Here is a 23,369-nt window from a genome sequence, read left to right as displayed (position 1 = left end):
ACACAAGTAGAGCCAACAGAAACGTATACAGTAACATTAAGTTCAATTACAGGTCTGACGACTATTTCAGATGCAGTTGCTATAGGAACCATTACGGACAATGATGTGGCAAGTATTGCCATTGCAGATGTGACTACTTCCGAAGGGAATAGTGCTACTACTAATTTTAACTTTACAGTTTCACTTTCTAATGTTTCAAGTTTAGAAACAACAGTTGATTATACTTCTTTTGATGGTATAGCAACTATTGAAAATGGAGATTACGTAGCTGTTTCAACAAGTACATTAACGTTCTTGCCAGGAGAATTGGAAAAAACGATAACGGTACTTGTAAACGGTGATAAAACTGTTGAATTAGACGAAATATTTACAATTGAACTAAGTAATTTAATTACAAATGGAAATGCAATTTCTTTAGGTAAAACTGTTGGAATAGGTACTATAGTTAATGATGATCATTTACCAATTTTAGCAGATGTTCTTAAAACAGGAATTGAAGATTATGATGTGCTATTTGGAGTTGGTGATTTTATGGCTGTATTTAATGATGTTGATGGAGATGTATTGTACAGTATACAAGTACTAAGTTTACCTGAAAATGGGATATTATACCTAAGTAATGTAGCCATAAATATAGGAGATATAATTTTAGCATCAGAAATAAATACATTAGTGTTTACGCCTAATTTAAATTGGAATGGTGTAGCAAGTTTTAATTACAATGCTTCTGATGAGTTTAATAGTGCTTTAGTTATTGAGCAAGTTATTATTACAATTACATCAGTTAATGATGTGCCGGTAGCAAATGATGACTTTATTTCGACATTACAAAACACTCCAATTGTTGATGCTGTTACAGCAGATAATGATGAACCAAGTGGGGATGGAAATAATGTTTGGAGTTTAGTAGGAATAAACGGAGGAGCAACAAATGGTACTGTAACAATGAATATAGAAGGTGTTTATTCATATGTGCCTGATATTTATTTCTTTGGAACTGATAGTTTTGTTTATAGTATAACCGACGCTAATGGAGATGTTTCAAATGCTGTTGTAACAATTACAGTATTATCAGAAGCAAGCCCTTCAATAGAGTTGATTAAAACAGCAGCTGTTGTTGGTGATGGATTTGTAGGTGATGTAATTACGTATACATTTACGGTGACTAATACAGGTAATATAACAATTACTAATATTAGTATTACAGACCCATTAATTTATGAAATCCCAATTGCAATTGGAGGCTCATTAGCACCAAATGAAAATGTTGTTGTTACTGCAAATTACACAATTACTCAAGAAGATTTAGATGCAGGAAGTGTAACTAATTCAGCAATAGTATCAGGTGTAGATGTTCTTAATAGTGAAGTTTCAGATGTTTCAGATCAAGGTAATCCTACTGATGGTGATGATAACCCAACAGTTACTACTTTAAATCAGTTACCTGAAATTGCAATAGTTAAGGAAGCAGTATTTAATGATGATAATGGTGATGGGTTTGCACAATCTGGTGAAACTATTACTTATACGTTTACAGTAGCTAATGTTGGTAATGTAACGTTAACAACTATTACAATTCAAGATCCGTTACCAGGAGTAGTTGTATCAGGAGGTCCTATTACTTTAGGTTCTGGAGAATTTGATGATAGTACATTTACAGCAACATATGTAATTACACAAGATGATATTAATTTTGGAAGTGTTACTAATCAAGCTTTCGTTTATGGAACAAGTCCAAAAGGTGTAGTAGTTGAAGATATGTCTGATGATTTTGATATTGATGGAGATAATCCAACTGTATTGTCAATTTCAGGATGTGTTATTGAAGTGTTTAATGCAGTATCACCAAATGAAGATGGAGAAAATGATGTATTCTACATAAGAGGTTTAGAATGCTATTCGGATAATAGAGTAGAAATTTATAACCGTTGGGGTGGTTTAGTATTTGAACGTGATAATTATAATAATACTGACAGAGCCTTTAGAGGAATTTCAGAAGGACGTTTAACTGTTAACAGACAAAGAGAATTACCTGATGGAACATACTATTACATTTTGAAATATAAAGATGGAACAGATAATGTTCAACAAAAAGCAGGTTACTTATATATTAATAGAAGATAAATAAATCTAATTCCTATAGGAGTACATATTTTCTCAGGAATTTTAAAAAGAAATAAATGAAAAATAAATTATTAGTTTTTGGTTTAATGCTTATAGCTGGTTCTAGTATTGCCCAACAAGATGCACAGTTTACACAATATATGTATAATACAATTAGTGTTAACCCAGCGTATGCAGGTAATAATGAAACTACAAGTCTTTTTCTCTTAAACCGTTCGCAATGGGTTGGTTTAGAAGGTGCGCCAGTAACAACAAATGCATCTTTTCATATGCCAATTAAGAGAAGTAATATAGGTTTAGGTTTATCTGTAATAAATGATAAAATTGGACCTTCTGATGAAAGTAATATTGCTATAGATTTTTCATATACAATATTAACTTCATACACTTATAAATTAGCTTTTGGATTAAAAGCTAGTGCTAATTTGTTGAATATTGATTTTAATAAACTAAATCAATATAGTGATAACGATTATAGTTTTGAGACTAATATTGATAATAAGTTTTCTCCAAATATAGGAGCTGGTGTGTACTTATATTCTGATAAAACATATATAGGTTTGTCTGTACCAAATTTATTAGAAACAAAACATTTTGATAAATATGCGAATGCAGGCGCAAGTAGTTATATTGCAAAAGAAAGAATACATTACTATTTTATTGCAGGTCATGTTTTTGATTTTAGTTCAAATGTTAAGTTTAAACCAGCAATACTTACGAAAATCGTTCAAGGTGCACCACTTCAAGTGGATATTTCAGGAAATTTTTTAATAAATGAAAAATTTACAGCCGGACTTGCTTACAGATGGGATATTGCAGTAAGTGCTTTGGTTGGGTTTCAAGCAAGTGATTCTTGGTTTATAGGTTATGGTTATGATTTAGAAACTACACGTTTAGCAAGTTATAATTCTGGATCACATGAAATATTTTTAAAGTATGATATTTTTAACAGGTCTGGAAAAATTATTTCACCAAGATTTTTTTAAATTAAGTAATATGAAAAATATAATTACATTAAGCTTTATTATTCTAACAACTATTGGTTTTTCTCAGGAAAAATATAAGGTTGCGGATATTCTTTTTGAGAAGATGCAATATAATGAAGCCGCTAAACTATATGAAATTGCTATAGCTAACGGAGATAAATCAAAAGAAGCATTTCAAAAACTAGGAGATGCTTATTATTTTAACACCAATATGGAAGGTGCTAATAAATGGTACAGTAAATTAATAACAGAATATAAGGGAGAAATAGGAGAGGAATATATTTTTAGATATGCACAATCATTTAAAGGTATTGGAAAATATAGCACAGCTAGAAAATGGATGAAAGAATTTTCAGAAAGAGCTAATATCAATTCAAAAAAAATAGTTCAAAATGAATTAGCTTTAAAAAAAATATTAGAAAAAGAACAACAATTTGTTTTAAATAACCTTTCAATAAATACAGTTTTTTCAGATTTTGGACCTATGTATTATGGTGATAAGTTAATTTATGCATCAGCAATGGATTCATCATATTATCAAACAAATAACTATAATTTGAATAAATCACCTTTTTTAAATCTTTATATAGGTAGTATTAACTCTAAAAATGCAGATGTTACTGTAATTGAAGAATTTTCAAAAGTGTTGAATTCTAAATACCATGAAGCTACATTATCTTTTACATCAGGTTTTAAAAAAGTATATTATACTAGAAATAATTATAATGGAAATGGAGGTGTAGATAATAAAGGAATAAACAGATTGAAACTTTATAGCGCTACCGTAACTGAAGATGAAAATGGAAAAGTAGATTGGGGTAATACCAAAGAATTACCTTTTAATAGTGAAGAATATTCTGTAGGGCATCCAGCACTAAGCAAGGATGGAACTAAATTATATTTTGTTTCAGACATGCCTGGTTCAATTGGTGAAACAGATATTTTTGTAGTTGATATTTTAGGTGAGGATGAATATTCTCAACCTCGAAATTTAGGGACAAAAATTAATACTTCAGGAAGAGAAATGTTTCCTTTTGTTACTGAAAAAAAATTGTACTTTGCTTCTGATGGACATTTAGGTCTTGGAGGGTTAGATATTTTTGAAAGTAACTATACTACCATTTTTGAAGCTCCAGTAAATTTAGGTGCTCCTTTAAATAGTGTTTTAGATGATTTTGGTTATATTGTTAATGAAGAAATGAATAACGGATTTGTTTGTTCTAATAGAAATTCAGGAAAAGGAGATGATGATATTTACTTTTTTGATAGAATTCCAGTAGGGCCTTGTACACAACTTATTAAAGGTTATGTTTCTAATAATATTACAGGTGAAAGAATAGCGAACGCTACCGTAGTATTATATACTAATAATGGTGATAAGGTGGAAGAAGCACAAACTAAAATTAATGGAGATTATGCTTTTAATTATGAATTAAATTGTGATAAAAAATATGTAATTAAAGTTCAAAAAACAGGATATGGTAATAACAAAAAGCTTGTTTTAACTCAGAATAAGAGAGGGGAAACAATTGTTCCAATAGGATTAGATTTTTTAAATGAACTTATTGTTGAAGAAAACGGTTTGTTAAAAATTAAAATTGGAATTATTTACTTTGACCTTGATAAATCCAATATTAGAAAAGATGCAGCACTAGAATTTGATAAAGTAGTTACATTAATGAATCAATATCCTAAAATGATAATAAACATAGAATCACATACCGATTCTAGAGCTCCTGATAATTATAATTTAGCCTTATCTGATAGAAGAGCTAAAGCATCAAGAGAGTATATTATTTCAAAAGGTATTGCTTCGGAAAGAATTAATAAAGCAGAAGGATTTGGAGAAACTCAATTAATTAATAAATGTAAAAATGGAGTTTTTTGTTCAGAATCATTACATCAATTAAATAGAAGGTCAGAATTTATAATTTTAAAAATGTAATTTAGGAGAACTGTAAATCGTAAGTAAAAAGTTAAGCTAAAATTTCACTTTCTCATTTAGTTTTTTGTCAAATAAAACGATACAATCGAAGAAATTATTCAAATATAAAAATAAGACAGTGCAAGTACTTGAATATATTGGACGGTATCTTTTTTATTTTACGGAATTAAACATTTCAAATATCTTCAAATTTTCTATTAAACTGTTCGAACTTTTTTTAGTTAACTCTACCAATAGAGACTCAAAGGCTTTTAGCTTTTGAGTCTTTTCTTTTTTATTGGTGTAACAGTCAGAAAAATAAATTTTTAAGTTAAACATGAAGTTTATTTTAGGCGTTCGACATTCTTTATTTTTTAATAAAAACCTAAAACCTTCAGGGAATAATATATTTTGGAAAGTTCTCTTTTCACCATACTTTTCGTATAAAGATATTTCGTTTTATAAAAATAGCTTCATTAATTTAACAAGTAATTAAGAATTCGATATGTTTTTTAGTCAGTTTAGTTAAATTATTGTTAAGATGGTACTGTGTAATGCAAAATACCGTAACAAAGATATTATTGCAGCGTCTATTAAGTAACATTAACTATAAAAAACTAAATATTATGACAACTCAAAATTCAAAATCAGAAAGAAAAGAAAAAAATATTTTTATAAATTTTTCAAATACAAAAAGATCGCAATGGAGTAAATATAGAAGATATGCATCTTAATTTATGAACTTTTAAAAACTACAACTATGACAACTCAAGAAACAAATCAAAACGAAAAAAAGCACGGACATTTTATTAGCTTTACAGATACTAGAAGAAATCGGTGGAGTAAATACAGAAGATATGGATATTAAAACCTTTAAAATAAAACCTATGGAAGTTAGCTTATAAACCTGCAGATGATTAAAATATCCTGTAGGTTTTTTTATTAATCAATTTTTTAATTCAGTTTTTCTTAAGTTTATAATTCACCAATTTTAATTATAAATCATCTGTAAAATGCTCTTTTCTTTTCGGCTTTGAAAATTTATTTTTATTGTAATCATTTGATTTTCCTTTTGGTATTGATAAAGAATTCCATTTTTCATTTTGAATTATTTTTCCTGTAAAAACAATTTGCCCTATGTGATAAGGATAATGGGAAAGTTGCCTATTTATTGCCTCAGAAACAGAATGCCCCATATTTCTTATATATACAACCTTATCTAAGTCTTTATCAGATAATTGATTTAACGTTTCAAATAAACAATTCCAACCTTCATTCCATTTTAATATTAGTTCTTTTTTTGTTTTAATATCGTTATCAAATTCAGCATCTCGTTTCCGCCATTGTTTTTCTCCATCAGAGGTTAATAAATCAGTCCAACGAGACAACATATTACCATTTAGGTGTTTTACTATCATTGCAATACTATTACTTTCCTCATTGGGTTGCCAAAATAATTTATCCTCTGAAACTTGATTAAAAGTCTTTTCTCCAAGAGATTTATAATATTCAAATTGCATTTTAATAGTATCAATATAATTTGTCATATTTCATTTAATTGGTTAAAATGGATTTTTAATCTTTTTTTACGTTTGGAAAATAGGAGGTATTTCGGTTACAGCAAATAGGCTTGTCGTTTATTTTTTTAAATATAAGGATAAATTTCATATGGTTTTATTTGCAGGATTATCTATAGACTTACATACAAATTTATTATTTTTTTTAAAAAAATAATGTTCGAAAAAATATAATAACTCCAATACTAATAAAAATTAATTTATACACAATACAACTTCTTCAAAGATGCTTTATCACAGTCTGCACAAACTGCAATAAAAATTGTAATATTGTAATAAAAATATAGGTTAGCTTTTGAAATTCACAAAAAACATAATTCTTCATTTTTTGCTTTTGGTTTCTTTTTTTATTGAAGCCCAAGAATTACCACCAATAAAAAATTACGATTCTAAAGTATATGGAGCCGAAAATCAAAATTGGGCTATATCACAATCTTCACAAAAAAATATTTATGTAGCTAATAATAGTGGTTTATTAGAGTTTAATGGCGCTAAATGGCAATTATATCTCTCACCAAATAATACGGTACTTAGATCAGTAAATGTAATTGGAAAACGCATTTATACGGGATGTTATATGGAGTTTGGTTATTGGGTAAAAAATAAGTTTGGCAAGCTTATTTATAACTCACTAAGTAATAAGCTTCAAGAACCATTGATTGAAGAAGATTTTTGGAATATTATAAAATTTGACGATTGGGTGTTGTTTCAATCATTAAATAGAATTTATATCTACAATACACTGGATGAGTCGTTTAAAATAATTAATTCAAGTACATCGCTTCCAAAAGTTTTTAAAGTAGATGGAAGTGTTTATTTTCAAAAAATGGAAGAGGGTATTTATAAAATTGAAAATGGACAAGAAGTATTAATCTCAGATCATCCAATAATTAAAACCAATATTTTAGTCAATATTTTTTCAGTTGACAAAAAAATTCTATTTCAAACCCAAGATGAAGGTTTTTATTTTTTAAATAATAACACGCTTTCAAAGTGGAATATTAGTGCAAATAGTTTAATTTCTTCCATAAGTATATACAGTAGTATAAAACTTAGCGATGGTAGTTTTATTTTAGGAACCATATCTAAAGGTGTTTTTCATTTAGATAAAAATGGAACAATTTTAAATAAAATTAACCAAGAAACAGGGTTAAATAATAATACAGTTTTATCTATGTTTGAAGATAAAGAACATAATATTTGGCTGGGTTTAGATAATGGAATTAGTGTTATAAATTTCAACTCTCCATATAGAGTTTATAATGATGTGAAGGGAGAATTAGGGTCAGTTTATACTTCTGCAATTTTTAAAGGAAACTTATACCTTGGAACAAATCAGGGATTGTTTTACAAAAAAATAAGCACTAATGAAGATTTTAAATTTGTTGAAGGAACAAACGGACAAGTATGGACTCTTAATGAATTTGATAACACATTATTTTGTGGGCATAACACAGGTACATTTATTATCAATAAAGGTCAAGCAACATTAATAGCTAATGCTATGGGTACTTGGGATATTAAACCAATAGCAAATAATAGTAACTTGTTAATACAAGGAAATTATAATGGATTAAATGTTTTAAAAAAAACTAATAAGAATTGGAAATTTAACAATAAAATTGAAGGGTTTAATATTTCAAGCAGGTATTTTGAACTTGATTCAACCAATAAAATACTTGTAAGCCATGAACATAAAGGAGTTTTTAAATTAAATATAGATAGCGCCTTTACAAAAGTTACAGAATATAAAACGGATGGTAGTGTGCCAAAAGGCCTAAAATCAAGCTTAACAAGTTATGATAATAAGCTGTTTTATACTTCAGAAAAAGGAATATTTATATATAATAAGGCACTTCAAAAATTTGAAAAAGATTCAATTTTAACAATTAATTTTTTTGGTGATGAACAATATCTTTCAGGAAAATTAATTACAGATAGTAAAACAAATACATTATGGGGTTTTACTGATAAAAACATTGTTTATTTTTCTCAAGGAAAATTAAACAATGTTTTAAAAGCTTCAAAAATTTGGTTACCTGAATCTTTAAGAAGATATATTCCTGGTTATGAAAGTATAACACACTTAAAAGATAAAAAATATTTATTTGGAACTTCACGAGGGTATATTATTTTAAATGTAGATAAATTAACAAGTGAAGATTTTAATGTACACATTAATTCAATTAGAAAGAGCGTTCTTAATGGTGAAAAAAAATCTGTTATTTTAAAAGATAACAATGATTTTAAGTACAAAGAAAACAATTTATTTTTTACGTATAGTGTTCCTGAATATGATATATATACAGAAGTAAATTACCAATTTCAGTTAGAAGGTATGTATAATACCTGGAGTAATTGGTCTACAGATTCTGAAACTTCATTTAAAAATTTACCTTTTGGAAATTACACATTTAAAGTAAAAGCACAAATAGGAAACAAATTATCAGAAAATATTGCAACTTATTCTTTTAAAATTAAGAGACCTTTTATAATCTCAAATTTAATGCTTTTTATATATTTTATATTTTTTATAATTATAGTATTTGCAATTCACGTTTTATACAAAAGATATTATACAAAACAAAAAATTAGCCTTTTAGAAAAACAACAACAAGAATTTGCCTTAAGCCAATTAGAGACTGAGCAAAAATTAATGCAAATTAAAAATGAACAATTAAATCAAGAAATAGGTAATAAAAATAGAGAGCTTACAATTTCAACAATGAGTATTGTTAAAAAGAATGAAATACTTAATAAAATAAAAAAAGACTTAATAGCTTCAAAAGGAATTGAATCTAAAAGTGAAGTTATTAAAACTATTGATAAAAATATAAACAATAGAAAAGATTGGGAATTTTTAGAAGAAGCTTTTAATAATGCAGATAAAGATTTTTTAAAAAAAGTAAAATCTCTTCATACTGAACTTACTCCAAACGATTTACGTTTTTGTGCATATTTGCGTTTAAATTTATCGTCAAAAGAAATAGCACCTCTGTTAAATATTTCAGTTAGAAGTATTGAAATAAAGAGATATCGTTTACGTAAAAAAATGAATTTATCACATGGAAAAAGTCTTGTTTCTTATATTTTAGCTATTTAATATAAAACGTTATAAATTAATCTTTTTTATCTTTCTTTGAAACAATGCTACGTTTTTAATTTGTAAATATGTATTAAAAATACTCATAATGAGTATTGTATGTAAGTATTAAATGTAGAATATTTACAATATTGCTAAAAATGCATGTAACTAACCATCAACCAACCAAACTTTTATGAAATTAAAACCATTTATTTTAACAATATTACTGTTAATAATAACAAGTTTAAGTCAAGCTCAATCAGTACCTTCAAACAATAAGTCTGTTGTATATTTTACACGTCCCCCTTTTGTTGGAGGTGCTGTTGGGTTTCGATTTTATGATTCAGATAAGTACATAGGAAAAACAACATTTGGACAATTTATTAAGTATGAATGTAATTCAGGAGAACATGTGTTTGGCCTTTTGGTTAAAGACATAACAGGAACCACTACGTGTTTTACAACTTTAAATTTACAACCTGGAGGAACCTACTATTTAAAAGCTGAAATTGCATCAGCAAAAGAGATTAAAGCTTCAAAGAAAGAGAAAAAAGCAGCTAAAAAAGCAGGGAATAAAGCTAAAAAAGTAACTTTATTTAAATTAACTAACTTGGTTAATGATTCTAAATCGTTAGCAAAAGTAAAAGCAAAAGTAAATAAAAAATCACCAGAATCATTTTCTAAAGAAGAACTTATGAAAGGTGAACTTAAATTTGCCGAAGTAATGGCAAGTTCAATAAATGATTATAAAAATAGTAACCCAAGTATAGCTAATAATAGTTCAAATAGTAATGTTACATCAAATATTGGTGTAGGTTCTTCATCTTATTCATCATTAAGTAATTTGGCAAGTAACACTACTAATGTATCAGCCAACGGCATTAATAATGAGCCAGATTATAATAAAATGACTGTTAGTGAATTAGAAATAGAAAAAAAGAAGGCAATCAGCGAAGAAAATTATATATTAGCTAGTAAATTAAAACAGCAAATATTATTAAAATCTGAAAGTATTGCAGCTTTAGAAATAGAAAAAGAAAAGGCAATTAGTGAAGAAAACTATATATTAGCAAATCAAATAAAACAAAAAATTTTATTAAAAGAAGAAGAGCTTAGAGTAAAAAACTCAGATAATACAACTCTTAGCAAGGTAGTAGCCACAAATAGTGAGTCTAATAAAGACCTTAATGTTTTAACAAATAAAAGAGAAGAGGCTTTTGCTGAAATAAAGAAAGGCGCTAAAGTTTCATCATTAAAATCAATTGTTTCAAACTCTTCAGTTATTGCTGAGACTGAAAAAGGAGGAGGTAAAAATAAAATATCAAAATCTGAAATTAATAAAAGCGAAGGTAAAATTAATTACAGAAGAAGTTCTTTATATACATTAATGATAAATGATAATTCAAGAGAACATGCAAATGTTATTAAAGATGCTTTTGGAAATTTCCCTTTAGCAGAAAAATTTAACGATCATAATATTGGGCCATATTTAATAACAACTGAGTTAGGGATTAAAGATCAAACTAATAATATTAATAACTTTTTAAACACTAATAATATAGCTAAGCAAATGGTTGCTAAGTGGTTTAATAGAAGTGAATCTGGAAGTTTTAATGTAGATTTAATTGCAGATAGAGGCTCTTACAATGCGTCAGATGTTGATGTTAAAATCGCTAAAAATAGTGAAAGAGGTTTGGCAATGTTATCAGATGCCGGTGAAGAATTAATTGGGAATTCATTTGTGATAATTAACGATTATAAATTTACAAATAAAGAAGAAGTAGCAAAAAAAGCAGGAGGTCTTCTTAGAGGAATATCTAAAATTGCATCTTTAGCAGGATATAGTGATGTTGCTAATGTTGCAAATTATGCTTCAGTGGGTGTGGCAGTTGTAGGAAAAGGTTATGTTATTAAAACCACCGCTTATTTATATAGATTGGTTTGGAATGAAGAAATTGCAGCAACTTTTTATAATGATTATTGGATTGATGATACGAGTTTAGATTTAGCAAAAAAAGAAGCGTTTGAAAAATCAGATATATTTAGATTAGAACTTGTTGGTACAGAAAGCGCTTGGGCTGATGTTCAAAGTACAGTTTTCACAAAAAAATCTGATCAAGATATTATAAGAGTTTCAACTGTTAAAGCAACAGATAAAGCAATTGCTAAACTTCAAAGAAAATTTGAAGCTTTTAGAACAAAATCACCATTATTAAGTGGTGATCCAATTTCAGCTAAAATTGGATTGAAAGAAGATATTGAAAAAGGAGATAAGTATGAAGTGTTAGAGCAAGTGATTAATAAAAAAGGAAAAACAGAATACAAACGTGTTGGTGTAATTAAAGTTGAAAAAAAGAAAATTTGGGATAATAGATATATGGCTCAAGAAGAAAATAAATCAGAAATTGAATACACAACATTTAGTGGTGCAAAAAATAAGTATTTTGCAGGGATGCTAATACGACAAATAAATTAATTAATAAATTTTAGTATGAAACAAAAAATGAAAAGCAGTATAGTTTTAATAGTATTATTACTTATTGGTGTGAATGTAAATGCACAATGGAAAAAAAATAAAGCAAACGAGGATTCTAAAATTTGGAGATACGATTTAGAATGTGAAGGTATAGGAAAACAAGGGTCAAAACTTGTAAAAGTTTGGTCTTATTCTAAAAATCCTAAACACGCAATATCTAGAGCTATGAAAAATGCGGTTCATGGTATTATTTTTAAAGGTTATGCAGGTGGTGGAACTGGTTGTACTCCTTCAAAAGCATTAGTTGGATCAGCTACTAAAGTTGAAGAACATGCTAGTTTTTTTGACGCATTCTTTTTAGATGGAGGAGAGTATTTAAAATACGTTTCAGCAGCTACAGATGGCAATATTGGGCCTGGAGATCGTTTAAAAGTTAGTAGACGAGAATATAAAATAGGAGTAGTTGTTAATGTATTACACGGTCAGTTAAGAAAAAGACTAGAAGAAGAAGGAATTCTTAGAGGACTTAGTTCAGGATTTTAATTTATAAAAAATATTAAGATGAAAAATATGTATAAATCATTTTTTACAATATGCTTGTTATTTATAAGTATTTCAATATTTAGTCAAGCTAAAAAACCTACTATTATGGTTGTTCCAAGCGATGTTTGGTGCAATCAAAATGGTTATATGTTAAATTTTAACGATCAAGGTTCTGTCGTTTCTATACCAGATTACAAAAGAGCATTTCAGGAAAATGCTGAAGTAAATCAGGTAATTAGTCAAATAAATGGAATGATGTCTGAAAGAGGCTTCCCACTTAAAAATATGGAGTCTGTTATAAAATCTATAGAATCTAACGCTGCTGAAGATAATATGCGTTCTTCAAAAGGATCAGGTAGCGGTGTTAGTGAAAGTCCTATAGACGCATTAAAAAAAGTAGCAAAAGCAGATATAATTATGCAACTTACTTGGACGGTGAATAGAACGGGTCCAAAAAAGTCTATTAATTTTAATTTGCAAGGTTTAGATGCCTATACTGATAAGCAAATAGCAACAGCTACAGGAACTGGAGATCCTTCATTTTCTGCTGAAATCCCAGTATTATTATCTGAAGCAGTAATTGCTCATATGGATAACTTTACTTCAACATTACAAGTACATTTTGATGATATGTTTGAAAATGGACGTGAGATTATTGTAAGAATACAAAAATGGAATGATTGGGATGGTGATTTAGAAACGGAATATGATGGTGAAGAATTAGGTATTATTATTGAAGATTGGCTTGCTGATAATACAGTAAAAGGAAGATTTAGCACTACTGATATGACTGAAGATATGGCTTTGTTTGAACAAGTTAGAATCCCACTTTATAACGCAAAAGGTAGAGCAATTGACGCTAGAAGATACACTAAAGCATTAAGTAGTTTCTTAAAAAAGGCTCCATACTCAATTCCAAATAAGTTAGTTATGAAAGGTTTAGGTAGAGCAACTATAATATTAGGAGGTAAATAAACAGCAATAACTATAAGTTGATAAATTTTTATCGAAATAAAATTTAAATACAATGAAAAAAATAATTTTTATAGCACTGTTTTTTGTAACAATAGTAGTTGTTGCTCAAGAAAAAGAAAATAATAATGGTATTTTGTTAGGTGCCCATATACCAGAGCAAGCTGAAGGGATTCCTTCAAATGCTAAAAGCATGTTTGTAAATAAATTAGGTCAAATTATTACTAAAAATGGTATTAGTGATGATGTAAATAATTCAAGATTTATATTAGTGCCTAATGTTACAGTTTTAACTAAAAACATAACCGCTACAGCACCACCTAAAGTAGCCTTAAATCTTGAAGTTACGCTTTATATTGGAGATGGTGTTGCAGGTAATTTATTTGCCAGTGAATCTTTTCAGTTAAAAGGAGTAGGTAATAATGAAACTAAGGCATACATGTCTGCCTTAAATAGGTTAAGTCCAGGTAATTCAAACGTGCAAAAATTTATTTCAAAAGGGAAACAAAAAATTGTTACTTATTATAATGAAAACTGTACATTATTACTTAAAAAATCAGCTTCTTTAGAAGCTCAGAGTAAATTTGAAGAGGCTTTAGAAGTTTTAACAAAAATACCTGAAGTAAGCACATGTTTTAATAAAGCAAAAGGAAAAGTGAAATCACTTTATAAAAAAGTAATTGATAGAGATTGCAAGTTAAAATTAAATGAAGCTTCCAGTATTTGGGCTGCAAATCAAGATATCGATGCTGCAAATGAAGCAGGTGAAATTTTAGCTTCAATAGAGCCTACTTCGGCTTGCTTTGGACAAGTTAAATCGTTATATTCTAAAATTTCTGCTAGAGTAAAAGAGTTAAGTGATAGAAGTTGGAGATATAAACTAAAAGTGCTTGACCTTAAAAAATCTGAGATTAAAGCAGCTAGAGATATTGGAGTTGCATACGGTAATAATCAACCTAACAATGTTACCTATAATACTAGAGGTTGGTTTTAACTAGAAAATAATTTAATTCTAACTTTATTAGTTGGTTTATTAAAAATCCCTATTCAAATTTGAATAGGGATTTTTAGTATAATTCATTTTTTATTTCTTTAAGCCTCTATGGGTTTTTTATTTAACAATCTTCAGTCTTTAGCTCAAGTAGAATTTTGGATAGAAGTTAAAATCAGGAATGTTTTAAATTGGATACTATTTTTTTCATACTAATTATAAAAAATTATAGCCCTCAATTTTTTGAATATCGTAGTATTTCATCAATATTAAATTAGAGATACATAGTTTATGAAGTAGAGTTTAGGGTTAAATATTGGCTAAAACACTTTACTTCTAAAAATCACAATTGAGTTGTTAATTGCGAATTTTTTAAAAATATATAATTTATTGCAAGTGATATGCGATAAGATGATCATTTCATGTTAAAAATATATGAAATATGTAATATTTAATAATTACACTATTTTCATTTTTGATAGCAATAAAAGTGAATTTAGATAAAAACAAATTCCATTAGATAAAATTCATGAGAAAATACTAAAAAAAAGAGACTTTATAATCTGTTTGGGTATCGTATAAGAAAGCTAACCAACCTTAAATTTTTTATACTTTTTATAAATTTGCATTCATTCATACAACCATAATTATTTAATAGGGTTAAAAAATATATTTTTAAAAATTAATAAATGAGTACAACATTATTTGACAAAGTTTGGGATTCACATGTGATTCGTAAAATAAAAGATGGACCTGATGTGTTTTTTATTGACAGACATTTAATTCATGAAGTTACAAGTCCTGTAGCTTTTTTGGGTTTAAAAAGTAGAAACAACACAGTATTATATCCAAAGCGTACTTTTGCTACTGCCGATCATAATACACCAACTATAAATCAACATTTACCAGTTGAAGACCCTTTATCTGCAAATCAGCTAAAAGCTTTAGAAGAAAATTCTGCCGAATGGGGAATTCCTCATTGGGGATTAGGACATCAAAAAAATGGTATTGTACACGTTGTAGGTCCAGAAAATGGAATTACACTTCCGGGAGCAACTATTGTTTGTGGAGATTCACATACATCAACTCACGGTGCTTTTGGTGCTATTGCCTTTGGTATTGGTACTTCAGAAGTAGAAATGGTGCTGTCTTCACAATGTATTATGCAGCCGAAGCCTAAAAAAATGAGAATTAATATCAATGGCGAACTTGGAATAGGTGTAACACCAAAAGATGCTGCTTTGTTCATTATTTCAAAATTATCAACTTCAGGAGCTACAGGGTATTTTGTTGAATATGCAGGAGATGTATTCAAAAATATGACGATGGAAGGACGTATGACGGTTTGTAATTTAAGTATAGAAATGGGCGCTCGTGGAGGTATGATTGCTCCAGATGAAAAAACATTTGAGTATATTAAAGATCGTTTATTTACACCAAAAGGTGACGCTTGGGATACTGCAATGCAGTATTGGGAAACTTTAAAAACTGATGAAGATGCTGTTTTTGATAAAGAGTTAACTTTTAGTGCTAATGATATTGAACCTATGATTACTTACGGAACAAATCCGGGAATGGGAACAGGTATTTCAAACAATATTCCAAATGCTGAAGATTTGGAAGGTGGTGTTGCTACCTATAAAAAATCCTTGAATTATATGGGGTTTAATGAAGGAGATACAATGATTGGAAAACCTGTTGATTATGTTTTCTTAGGAAGTTGTACCAATGGTAGAATTGAAGATTTTAGAGCATTCGCGTCAATTGTAAAAGGAAGAAAAAAGGCAGATAATATTACAGCTTGGTTAGTACCAGGATCACATATTGTTGAGGCTGAGATTAAAGAAGAAGGAATACTAGATATTATAACAGAAGCAGGTTTTCAATTACGCGAACCAGGTTGCTCTGCTTGTTTAGCAATGAATGATGATAAAGTACCAGCAGGTAAATTGGCAGTGAGTACTTCAAATAGAAACTTTGAAGGAAGACAAGGACCTGGGTCTAGAACATTATTGGCAAGTCCGTTAGTTGCTGCAGCAACAGCAGTAACAGGAGTTGTAACTGATCCTAGAACACTTTTATAATTTTAAAACTACGAAAATGGCTTACGATAAATTCGAAATATTAAAAAGTACTGCAGTTCCATTACCAATAGAAAATGTAGATACGGATCAAATAATACCTGCTCGTTTCTTAAAAGCAACTGAGCGAAAAGGATTTGGCGACAATCTTTTTAGAGATTGGAGATACAATTCAGATAATACAATTAAAGAACAATTTGTTTTAAACAACCCAATTTACAAAGGAAAAGTGTTGGTTGGGGGGAAAAACTTTGGCTCGGGATCATCTAGAGAACACGCTGCTTGGTCAGTTTATGATTATGGATTTAGATGTGTGGTTTCTAGTTTTTTTGCAGATATTTTTAGAGGAAATTGTTTAAATATTGGCGTTTTACCAGTTCAGGTAAGTGCTGAATTTTTAGATAAAATCTATAAAGCAATTGAAGCAAACCCAGCAACTGAATTAGAAATAGATTTGCCAAACCAAACAATTACTTTACTGGAAAGTGGCGAAAATGAATCTTTTGAAATTAACGATTATAAAAAGCAAAATATGTTACATGGTTATGATGATATTGACTACTTAACAAAAATGAATGAAGAAATTCAGGATTTTGCTTCAAAAAGACCATTTTAAAAAGAAACAAAGTTAATCAGGTTAAAGTGATCCTGAACTTGTCGAAGTATTGATTATATTGATTCTTAATCTCAATCAGTTCGACTAAAATTAATAGATATTTCATTAGTATATGAAAAAAAGAAAAATTGAAATAATGGACACCACCCTTCGTGATGGTGAACAAACCTCAGGTGTATCCTTTTCAGCTGCTGAAAAATTAACAATTGCTAAATTGTTAGTTGAAGAACTGCATGTTGATAGAATTGAAATTGCTTCGGCTAGAGTATCGGAAGGTGAGTTTAATGCTGTAAAAAGTATTACAGAATGGGCTAGTGAACACGGACATATAGACCAAGTAGAAATATTAACTTTTGTTGATGGAGGCCAATCAATAGATTGGATGAAAAAAGCAGGAGCAAAAGTTCAAAATTTATTAACCAAAGGTTCTTTAAATCACTTAACACATCAGCTTAAAAAAACACCAGAACAGCATTTTTCTGAAATAAAAAAAGCTATTGAATTGGCTCAAAAGGAAGGAATTGCAACAAATGTATATTTAGAAGATTGGAGTAATGGAATGCGAAATTCTGAGGAATATGTGTTTCAATATTTAGACTTTTTGACAAAACAACCAGTTGTTAGAATTTTATTACCAGATACTTTAGGAATTTTAACACCTTCTGAAACTTATGAATATTTTTCAAAAATAACTAAAAAATATCCGGATTTACATTTCGATTTTCACGCACACAACGATTATGATTTAGGTGTTGCTAATGTAATGGAAGGAATAAAAGCAGGAGCTAAAGGTTTGCACTTAACCGTAAACGGAATGGGTGAACGTGCAGGAAATGCACCTTTGGCAAGTGTAGTTGCAGTAATAAATGACTTTTTTAAAGATGAGGTTGAAATTTCAGTAAAAGAAACAGCATTGTATTCAGTTAGTAAATTAATTGAAGCTTTTTCTGGTTTTGGAGTGCCAGTGAATAAACCCATTGTTGGTGAAAATGTATTTACACAAACAGCAGGTATTCACGCAGATGGTGACAATAAAAACAATTTGTATTTCAACGATTTAATGCCAAAACGTTTTGGTAGAAAACGTCAATATGCTTTAGGGAAAACGTCAGGAAAAGCAAATATTGAAAAAAACCTACAAGAATTAGGATTAGAGCTAAATAATGAAGATTTAAAGAAAGTTACACAGCGTATTATTGAACTAGGTGATAAAAAGGAATTGGTAACTAAAGAGGATTTACCATACATAATTTCTGATGTGTTGCATGGTAATTTATACGAAGAAAAAATAACTATAGAATCGTATGTATTAACACATTCAAAAGGATTAAAACCTTCAACAACTGTTGCTGTAAAAATTGATGGTGAACTGTTTGAAGAACACGCACAAGGTGATGGTCAGTTTGATGCTTTTATGAATGCACTTAACAAATTATATACAAGAAAGAAAATGGTACTGCCTAAATTGGTAGATTATGCCGTTAGAATTCCGCCAGGAAGTACTTCGGATGCATTGTGTGAAACAATTATAACTTGGCAAACAGAAGATAATAAATTTGTGACAAGAGGTTTAGATTCAGACCAAACGGTATCTGCAATTAAAGCCACTAAAAAAATGTTAAATATTTAAAATATATAAAAGAATGAAATTGAATATAGCACTTTTAGCTGGAGATGGAATAGGTCCAGAAGTGATTGATCAGGCAGTAAAAGTATGCAATGCTGTTGCAACTAAATTTAACCATAAAATTAATTGGACGCCTGCATTAACAGGAGCTGCAGCTATTGATGCTGTTGGAGAACCTTACCCAGATGAAACACATGAAATTTGTTTAAATGCTGATGCTGTATTGTTTGGAGCAATTGGACATCCAAAATATGATAATGATCCTTCTGCAAAAGTTCGTCCGGAGCAAGGGTTATTAAAAATGCGTAAAAAATTAGGCTTATTTGCAAACGTAAGACCAACATTTACCTTTCCTTCATTGATTGATAATTCACCTTTAAAAAGAGAACGTATTGAAGGTACAGATTTGGTATTTTTAAGAGAATTAACTGGCGGAATTTACTTTGGTGAAAAAGGCAGAAGAGATGATGGAGAAACAGCTTTTGATAACTGTGTTTACACAAGGGTAGAAGTACAACGTTTGGCAAAAAAAGGGTTTGAATTAGCAATGACACGCTCTAAAAAATTGTGTTGTGTTGATAAAGCAAATGTACTAGAAACTTCAAGACTGTGGAGAGAAACTGTACAAGCAATGGAAAAAGAGTATCCTGAAGTTGAGGTTTCGTATGAGTTTGTTGACGCTGTTGCTATGCGTTTAGTACAATGGCCAAATTCTTACGATGTATTAATTACTGAGAATTTATTTGGAGATATTTTAACAGATGAAGCTTCAGTAATATCAGGATCAATGGGATTAATGCCTAGTGCTTCTGTTGGAGAAAAAACATCATTATATGAGCCAATTCACGGTTCATATCCACAAGCAACAGGGAAAGATATTGCGAATCCGTTAGCTACAATTTTATCTGCAGCAATGATGTTTGAAGATGCTTTTAGTTTAAAAGAAGAAGCAGAAGCAATTAAAAATGTTGTAAATAAATCATTAGCAGAAGGTATTGTAACCGAAGATTTATCGGGTGATAAAAAAGCATATAAAACGAGTGAAGTAGGAGATTGGTTAGTCGCTAATTTATAGATAATTTCATTTAAGAAACTTACAAAGCTCATTTTCCACAGAAAATGAGCTTTGTTGTTTTTATTTTTTTATTCCAAAACGGCTTCAATAGTTCCGCATTTTAACATAGATGCTCCAAAATAAGGATTCAAAATTTCTTCCTCTGTACTTAACCAAAAAGCACCTTTATCATTATTTGCCATTGGACAAAATTGATGATAAACTTTTTGATTGATACCAAACATTGCAATACTTTTTTCTATACTTGTTGATAACAAAATAAATTGCGCTCTCTGATTTTTAATGCTATTAGTTGCTGAAATGTTTTTAGTTGAAGTGTTCATTTCATTTAAAAAAGCCATCCATAAATTATGAGATTTCGTATCTGTTAATAATTTCATATCTACTTTTTGAAGTGCTTTTAATAATTCATTAGCTGATTTTTTGGCAGTTGAATGATTGTCATTAGCCAATGCATCTTTCACCAACATATAATTTTTAAAAACTTCATTTAATTGCGCTTGAAATTTTGTAGCAACTTTTATTCTATTAGGTGCTATATTTTCTTCTGTGTTTTCAATTTTTCGCATTCCAATATGATTTTCATGGCCCGTTAATACTTTACCGCCAGTTTTATTCATCATACTTTTTTTACCTTGTAATTGCGCCGCAGCATCCACCGTAAAAGTTCCGTTGGTTACTATTTCTTCGCCATTTTCTAAGCCAGCTATTATTACATAATTTTCACCAATTTCGTTTCCTAAAATAACTTCTCTCATTTCAAAAATAGAGGCATCACCAAGTTTTTTTACATAAATTACAGAACGTTTTCCAGTCCATAAAACAGCAGTTTTAGGAATTAAGATAATTGCTTTATGAACACTTGAACTAACTTTTGATGACAAAGTTCCTTTTACAAACATTCCAGGTTTTAATGCTCCTTTATTGTTCCTTAATTCAGCTCTTACAATTACAGTTCTGGTTGAAGTATTTAATACGGGATCAATAAATGAAATTTTAGCTTTAATTTGTTTATTTGGGTTTGCATTGGTTGTAATACTTATTTCATCTCCTTCTTTTATTAAAGAAAGCTGTTTTTCGTAAGCGTCAAAATCAGCCCAAACAGTACTTAGGTTTGCTATCGTAAATAACCCTTGGCCTTCTTTAATATGACTCCCTTCTTCCACCATTTTAAGAGTAACAATTCCATTAACATTTGCATAAATTGGAAAGTTTGTGATAACGCTTTTTGAGTTTTCAATTTTATTAATTTGTGTATTGGATAGCTTCCATAGTTTTAATTTATTTCTTACGGCATTGTATAAAGATGAATCATCAGTTCTAGATTCTAAAGCAGTCAGTAATTCTTTTTGAGCAGTAACTAACTGAGGTGAATAAATAAGAGCCAATAGTTGACCTTGATATACTTTTTCACCAGTTGAATTCACAAATAATTTTTCTATTCTACCTCCAAAATGAGCTGTTTGAATTGAATTTGTTTTTTCGTTTTCTTTAATTTTACCTGAAAGCATTAAACTACTTATTTCATTTGAAATGCTGCTTATTACAGTGGTTTTAATGTTTGCTAATGCCAATGCATTTTCTGACATTTTAAATTGATTAGCTTCTAATCCATCTATTGAAGTTTCAGTAGGAATTAAACCCATACCACAAATTGGGCAGTTACCAGTTTCTGACTTCAAAATTTGTGGGTGCATGGAGCAAGTCCATTGTTGATTTTCAACTTCTGACAATTCGTGATTGTGTAAATCATCTGGAGTTGAATTGCTTCCAAATAATACATAACCTAATAAGAGCCCACTTATTAGTATTCCGATGTATATTATATATTTTTTCATGACATTTTTAATTATTTGTTGTTAAAAATTCTAGTGTAGATTTTTGAATTGCATAATCCTTTTCAGAAGTCACCATTCTCAATTGAAACTTTAACTTTAATTGTTGTACTTCCAACAGTTGTTTAAAATCCATTGTTGAAGTTTCATAAGCCGCTAATAACACTTTTTTCGCCTGATTTGCTTGTTTAATATTATTTTTTTGTGTTTTTATAGAAACTTTGGCACTTTTTAAATTAGCCATTGTGTTTTCAAACAAAGTCAATAATTGATTACTTGTTTCTATTTTAGTTGATTCAATTGCTTTTTGTTCTAGCTTTAATTGTTTTTGTTTAGAACTGTATTTTTTTGAAAATAATGGGACTGATATTGTTGCCATAGGCATTATAATATCTTTTCCATTTTCTAATAAATTCTCAATATCCCTATTTTCTACAAACACGTAATCTAATCCAATACCAAAAGTTGGTAAACTAGCTTTTTTAGTTGCTAGTTCAGATTTTTCTAAAGCACTGTACAAATTATCCAATTTCAATAGTTGTGGATTTTCTGAAATCATTTCTTTTTGAAATAAATTAGCACCTTCTAAAATTTCAATATTCTTAGGAATGTTTACTGAAAGATGTTCTTCCTGATTCAAAATTAAATTAAAGGCAATTTGTTTAGCTTTAAAATGTTCTACAACGGTACTCAATTTATTAGAAAGTTCATTTTTTTCCATTCTAATTTTAAGCACATCAACCATTGTTGACCTGTTGTTCTCCAATTCAATCAATGCTAAGTCTTCAAAAGTTTTAAGAATTTCTATATTCTCTTTTATAATGCGTTCTTTTGCATTTAATTCAAACAATTTAAAATACGTAGTTTTAACGTTTAGAAATAATTTTCTTTTAGTTAAATCAATTACGTTTAATTGCGCATCAGCCTTAAAAGAAGCACTTTCTTTTTTTGCTTCCAACGTACCAAACCAAGGCAACATTTGCGATACTGTAAGTTTCGCCTTTTGAGCACCAACTCTTGTTTCAGCTTCTTGAACAAAATATCCAGCACCAATAGTTGTATTAGGCAAACTTCCTTCTTCGTTTACTTTCTCTAAAGCACTTTCATATGTATAGTGCATAGCTTGTAATTTTGGATTGTTTTTTTCTGCAATATTTAAGTATTCTTGTATGGATTGACCATAACTAGAGATGCTTATAAAAAGTACGATTATATATCCTATTTTAATTTTCATTGTTTATTTTTTTTAATGAAATTTCTTTTTTCAAACTGAACAAAACGGGCACTACAAATAATGTTATTAAGGCGACTAACATACCTTCAAAACTTAGTATTGCCATTGGAATCATAATATCTGAACCTCTACCTGTTGATGTTAAAACGGGTAATAAAGCTAACATAGTTGTGGCAGTTGTCATTAAACAAGGACGAATTCTTTTCATACCAGCTTCAACAAC

The 23,369-nt window shown here is 29.1% G+C and carries 16 protein-coding genes; 12 read left to right on the top strand and 4 right to left on the bottom strand.

Going from position 1 to position 23,369, the window contains the following annotated elements:
- From GQ540_RS07460 to GQ540_RS07450, 3 genes are all read left to right on the top strand, one after another.
- Window positions 1-2,124, top strand: a 2,124-nt coding sequence (locus tag GQ540_RS07460; RefSeq protein ID WP_291799611.1) for a gliding motility-associated C-terminal domain-containing protein, incomplete at its 5' end; no start/stop codon positions are given.
- A 56-nt stretch (window positions 2,125-2,180) separates the two neighbouring features.
- On the top strand, window positions 2,181-3,110 hold the full coding sequence (locus GQ540_RS07455) for a type IX secretion system membrane protein PorP/SprF (protein ID WP_291799610.1): 930 nt from the start codon (window positions 2,181-2,183) through the stop codon (window positions 3,108-3,110).
- Window positions 3,111-3,120: 10 nt separating this feature from the next.
- Window positions 3,121-5,055, top strand: coding sequence for an OmpA family protein (locus GQ540_RS07450; protein WP_291799608.1), 1,935 nt, complete (start codon window positions 3,121-3,123; stop codon window positions 5,053-5,055).
- Between the two features lie 974 nt (window positions 5,056-6,029).
- Here the strand turns inward: GQ540_RS07450 and GQ540_RS07445 are convergent.
- Entirely contained in the window at window positions 6,030-6,581 is a 552-nt protein-coding gene (locus GQ540_RS07445) for a DUF1572 family protein (protein ID WP_291799606.1), read from the bottom strand.
- 325 nt (window positions 6,582-6,906) lie between these two features.
- Between GQ540_RS07445 and GQ540_RS07440 the strand changes: the two genes are divergently transcribed.
- From GQ540_RS07440 to leuB, 9 genes are all read left to right on the top strand, one after another.
- A complete protein-coding gene (locus tag GQ540_RS07440) occupies window positions 6,907-9,714 on the top strand; it encodes a triple tyrosine motif-containing protein (protein WP_291799604.1) in 2,808 nt (935 codons plus the stop codon).
- A gap of 175 nt (window positions 9,715-9,889) precedes the next feature.
- Window positions 9,890-12,172, top strand: a complete 2,283-nt coding sequence (locus GQ540_RS07435; RefSeq protein ID WP_291799601.1) for a hypothetical protein — start codon at window positions 9,890-9,892, stop codon at window positions 12,170-12,172.
- Between the two features lie 27 nt (window positions 12,173-12,199).
- Entirely contained in the window at window positions 12,200-12,715 is a 516-nt protein-coding gene (locus GQ540_RS07430; RefSeq protein ID WP_291799599.1) for a hypothetical protein, read from the top strand.
- 18 nt (window positions 12,716-12,733) lie between these two features.
- Window positions 12,734-13,690, top strand: a complete 957-nt coding sequence (locus GQ540_RS07425; RefSeq protein WP_291799597.1) for a DUF6175 family protein — start codon at window positions 12,734-12,736, stop codon at window positions 13,688-13,690.
- 52 nt (window positions 13,691-13,742) lie between these two features.
- On the top strand, window positions 13,743-14,681 hold the full coding sequence (locus GQ540_RS07420; RefSeq protein ID WP_291799595.1) for a hypothetical protein: 939 nt from the start codon (window positions 13,743-13,745) through the stop codon (window positions 14,679-14,681).
- A 686-nt stretch (window positions 14,682-15,367) separates the two neighbouring features.
- Entirely contained in the window at window positions 15,368-16,762 is a 1,395-nt protein-coding gene (leuC, locus tag GQ540_RS07415) for a 3-isopropylmalate dehydratase large subunit (RefSeq protein ID WP_291799593.1), read from the top strand.
- A 16-nt stretch (window positions 16,763-16,778) separates the two neighbouring features.
- Window positions 16,779-17,375 (top strand): 3-isopropylmalate dehydratase small subunit, encoded by a 597-nt coding sequence (gene leuD, locus GQ540_RS07410; RefSeq protein ID WP_291799591.1) that lies wholly within the window; start codon window positions 16,779-16,781, stop codon window positions 17,373-17,375.
- A gap of 112 nt (window positions 17,376-17,487) precedes the next feature.
- Complete coding sequence (locus GQ540_RS07405; protein WP_291799589.1) at window positions 17,488-19,005, top strand: alpha-isopropylmalate synthase regulatory domain-containing protein; 1,518 nt, start codon at window positions 17,488-17,490, stop codon at window positions 19,003-19,005.
- 13 nt (window positions 19,006-19,018) lie between these two features.
- A complete protein-coding gene (gene leuB / locus GQ540_RS07400) occupies window positions 19,019-20,077 on the top strand; it encodes a 3-isopropylmalate dehydrogenase (RefSeq protein WP_291799587.1) in 1,059 nt (352 codons plus the stop codon).
- Between the two features lie 68 nt (window positions 20,078-20,145).
- Here the strand turns inward: leuB and GQ540_RS07395 are convergent, their stop codons facing one another.
- From GQ540_RS07395 to GQ540_RS07385, 3 genes are all read right to left on the bottom strand, one after another.
- Window positions 20,146-21,915: an efflux RND transporter periplasmic adaptor subunit gene (locus GQ540_RS07395; protein WP_291799584.1), complete on the bottom strand. Its 1,770-nt coding sequence runs from the start codon at window positions 21,913-21,915 to the stop codon at window positions 20,146-20,148.
- Between the two features lie 7 nt (window positions 21,916-21,922).
- Window positions 21,923-23,146, bottom strand: a complete 1,224-nt coding sequence (locus GQ540_RS07390; protein ID WP_291799582.1) for a TolC family protein — start codon at window positions 23,144-23,146, stop codon at window positions 21,923-21,925.
- The coding region (locus GQ540_RS07385; protein ID WP_291799580.1) for an efflux RND transporter permease subunit at window positions 23,136-23,369 on the bottom strand (234 nt) is incomplete at its 5' end. The genes GQ540_RS07385 and GQ540_RS07390, both read right to left, overlap by 11 nt.

It is taken from the genome of Lutibacter sp., assembly GCF_013139515.1.
GTDB lineage: Bacteria > Bacteroidota > Bacteroidia > Flavobacteriales > Flavobacteriaceae > Lutibacter.
The sequence above is the reverse complement of the archived record's forward strand: the minus strand, read 5'-3'. Positions and strand labels throughout refer to the sequence as shown.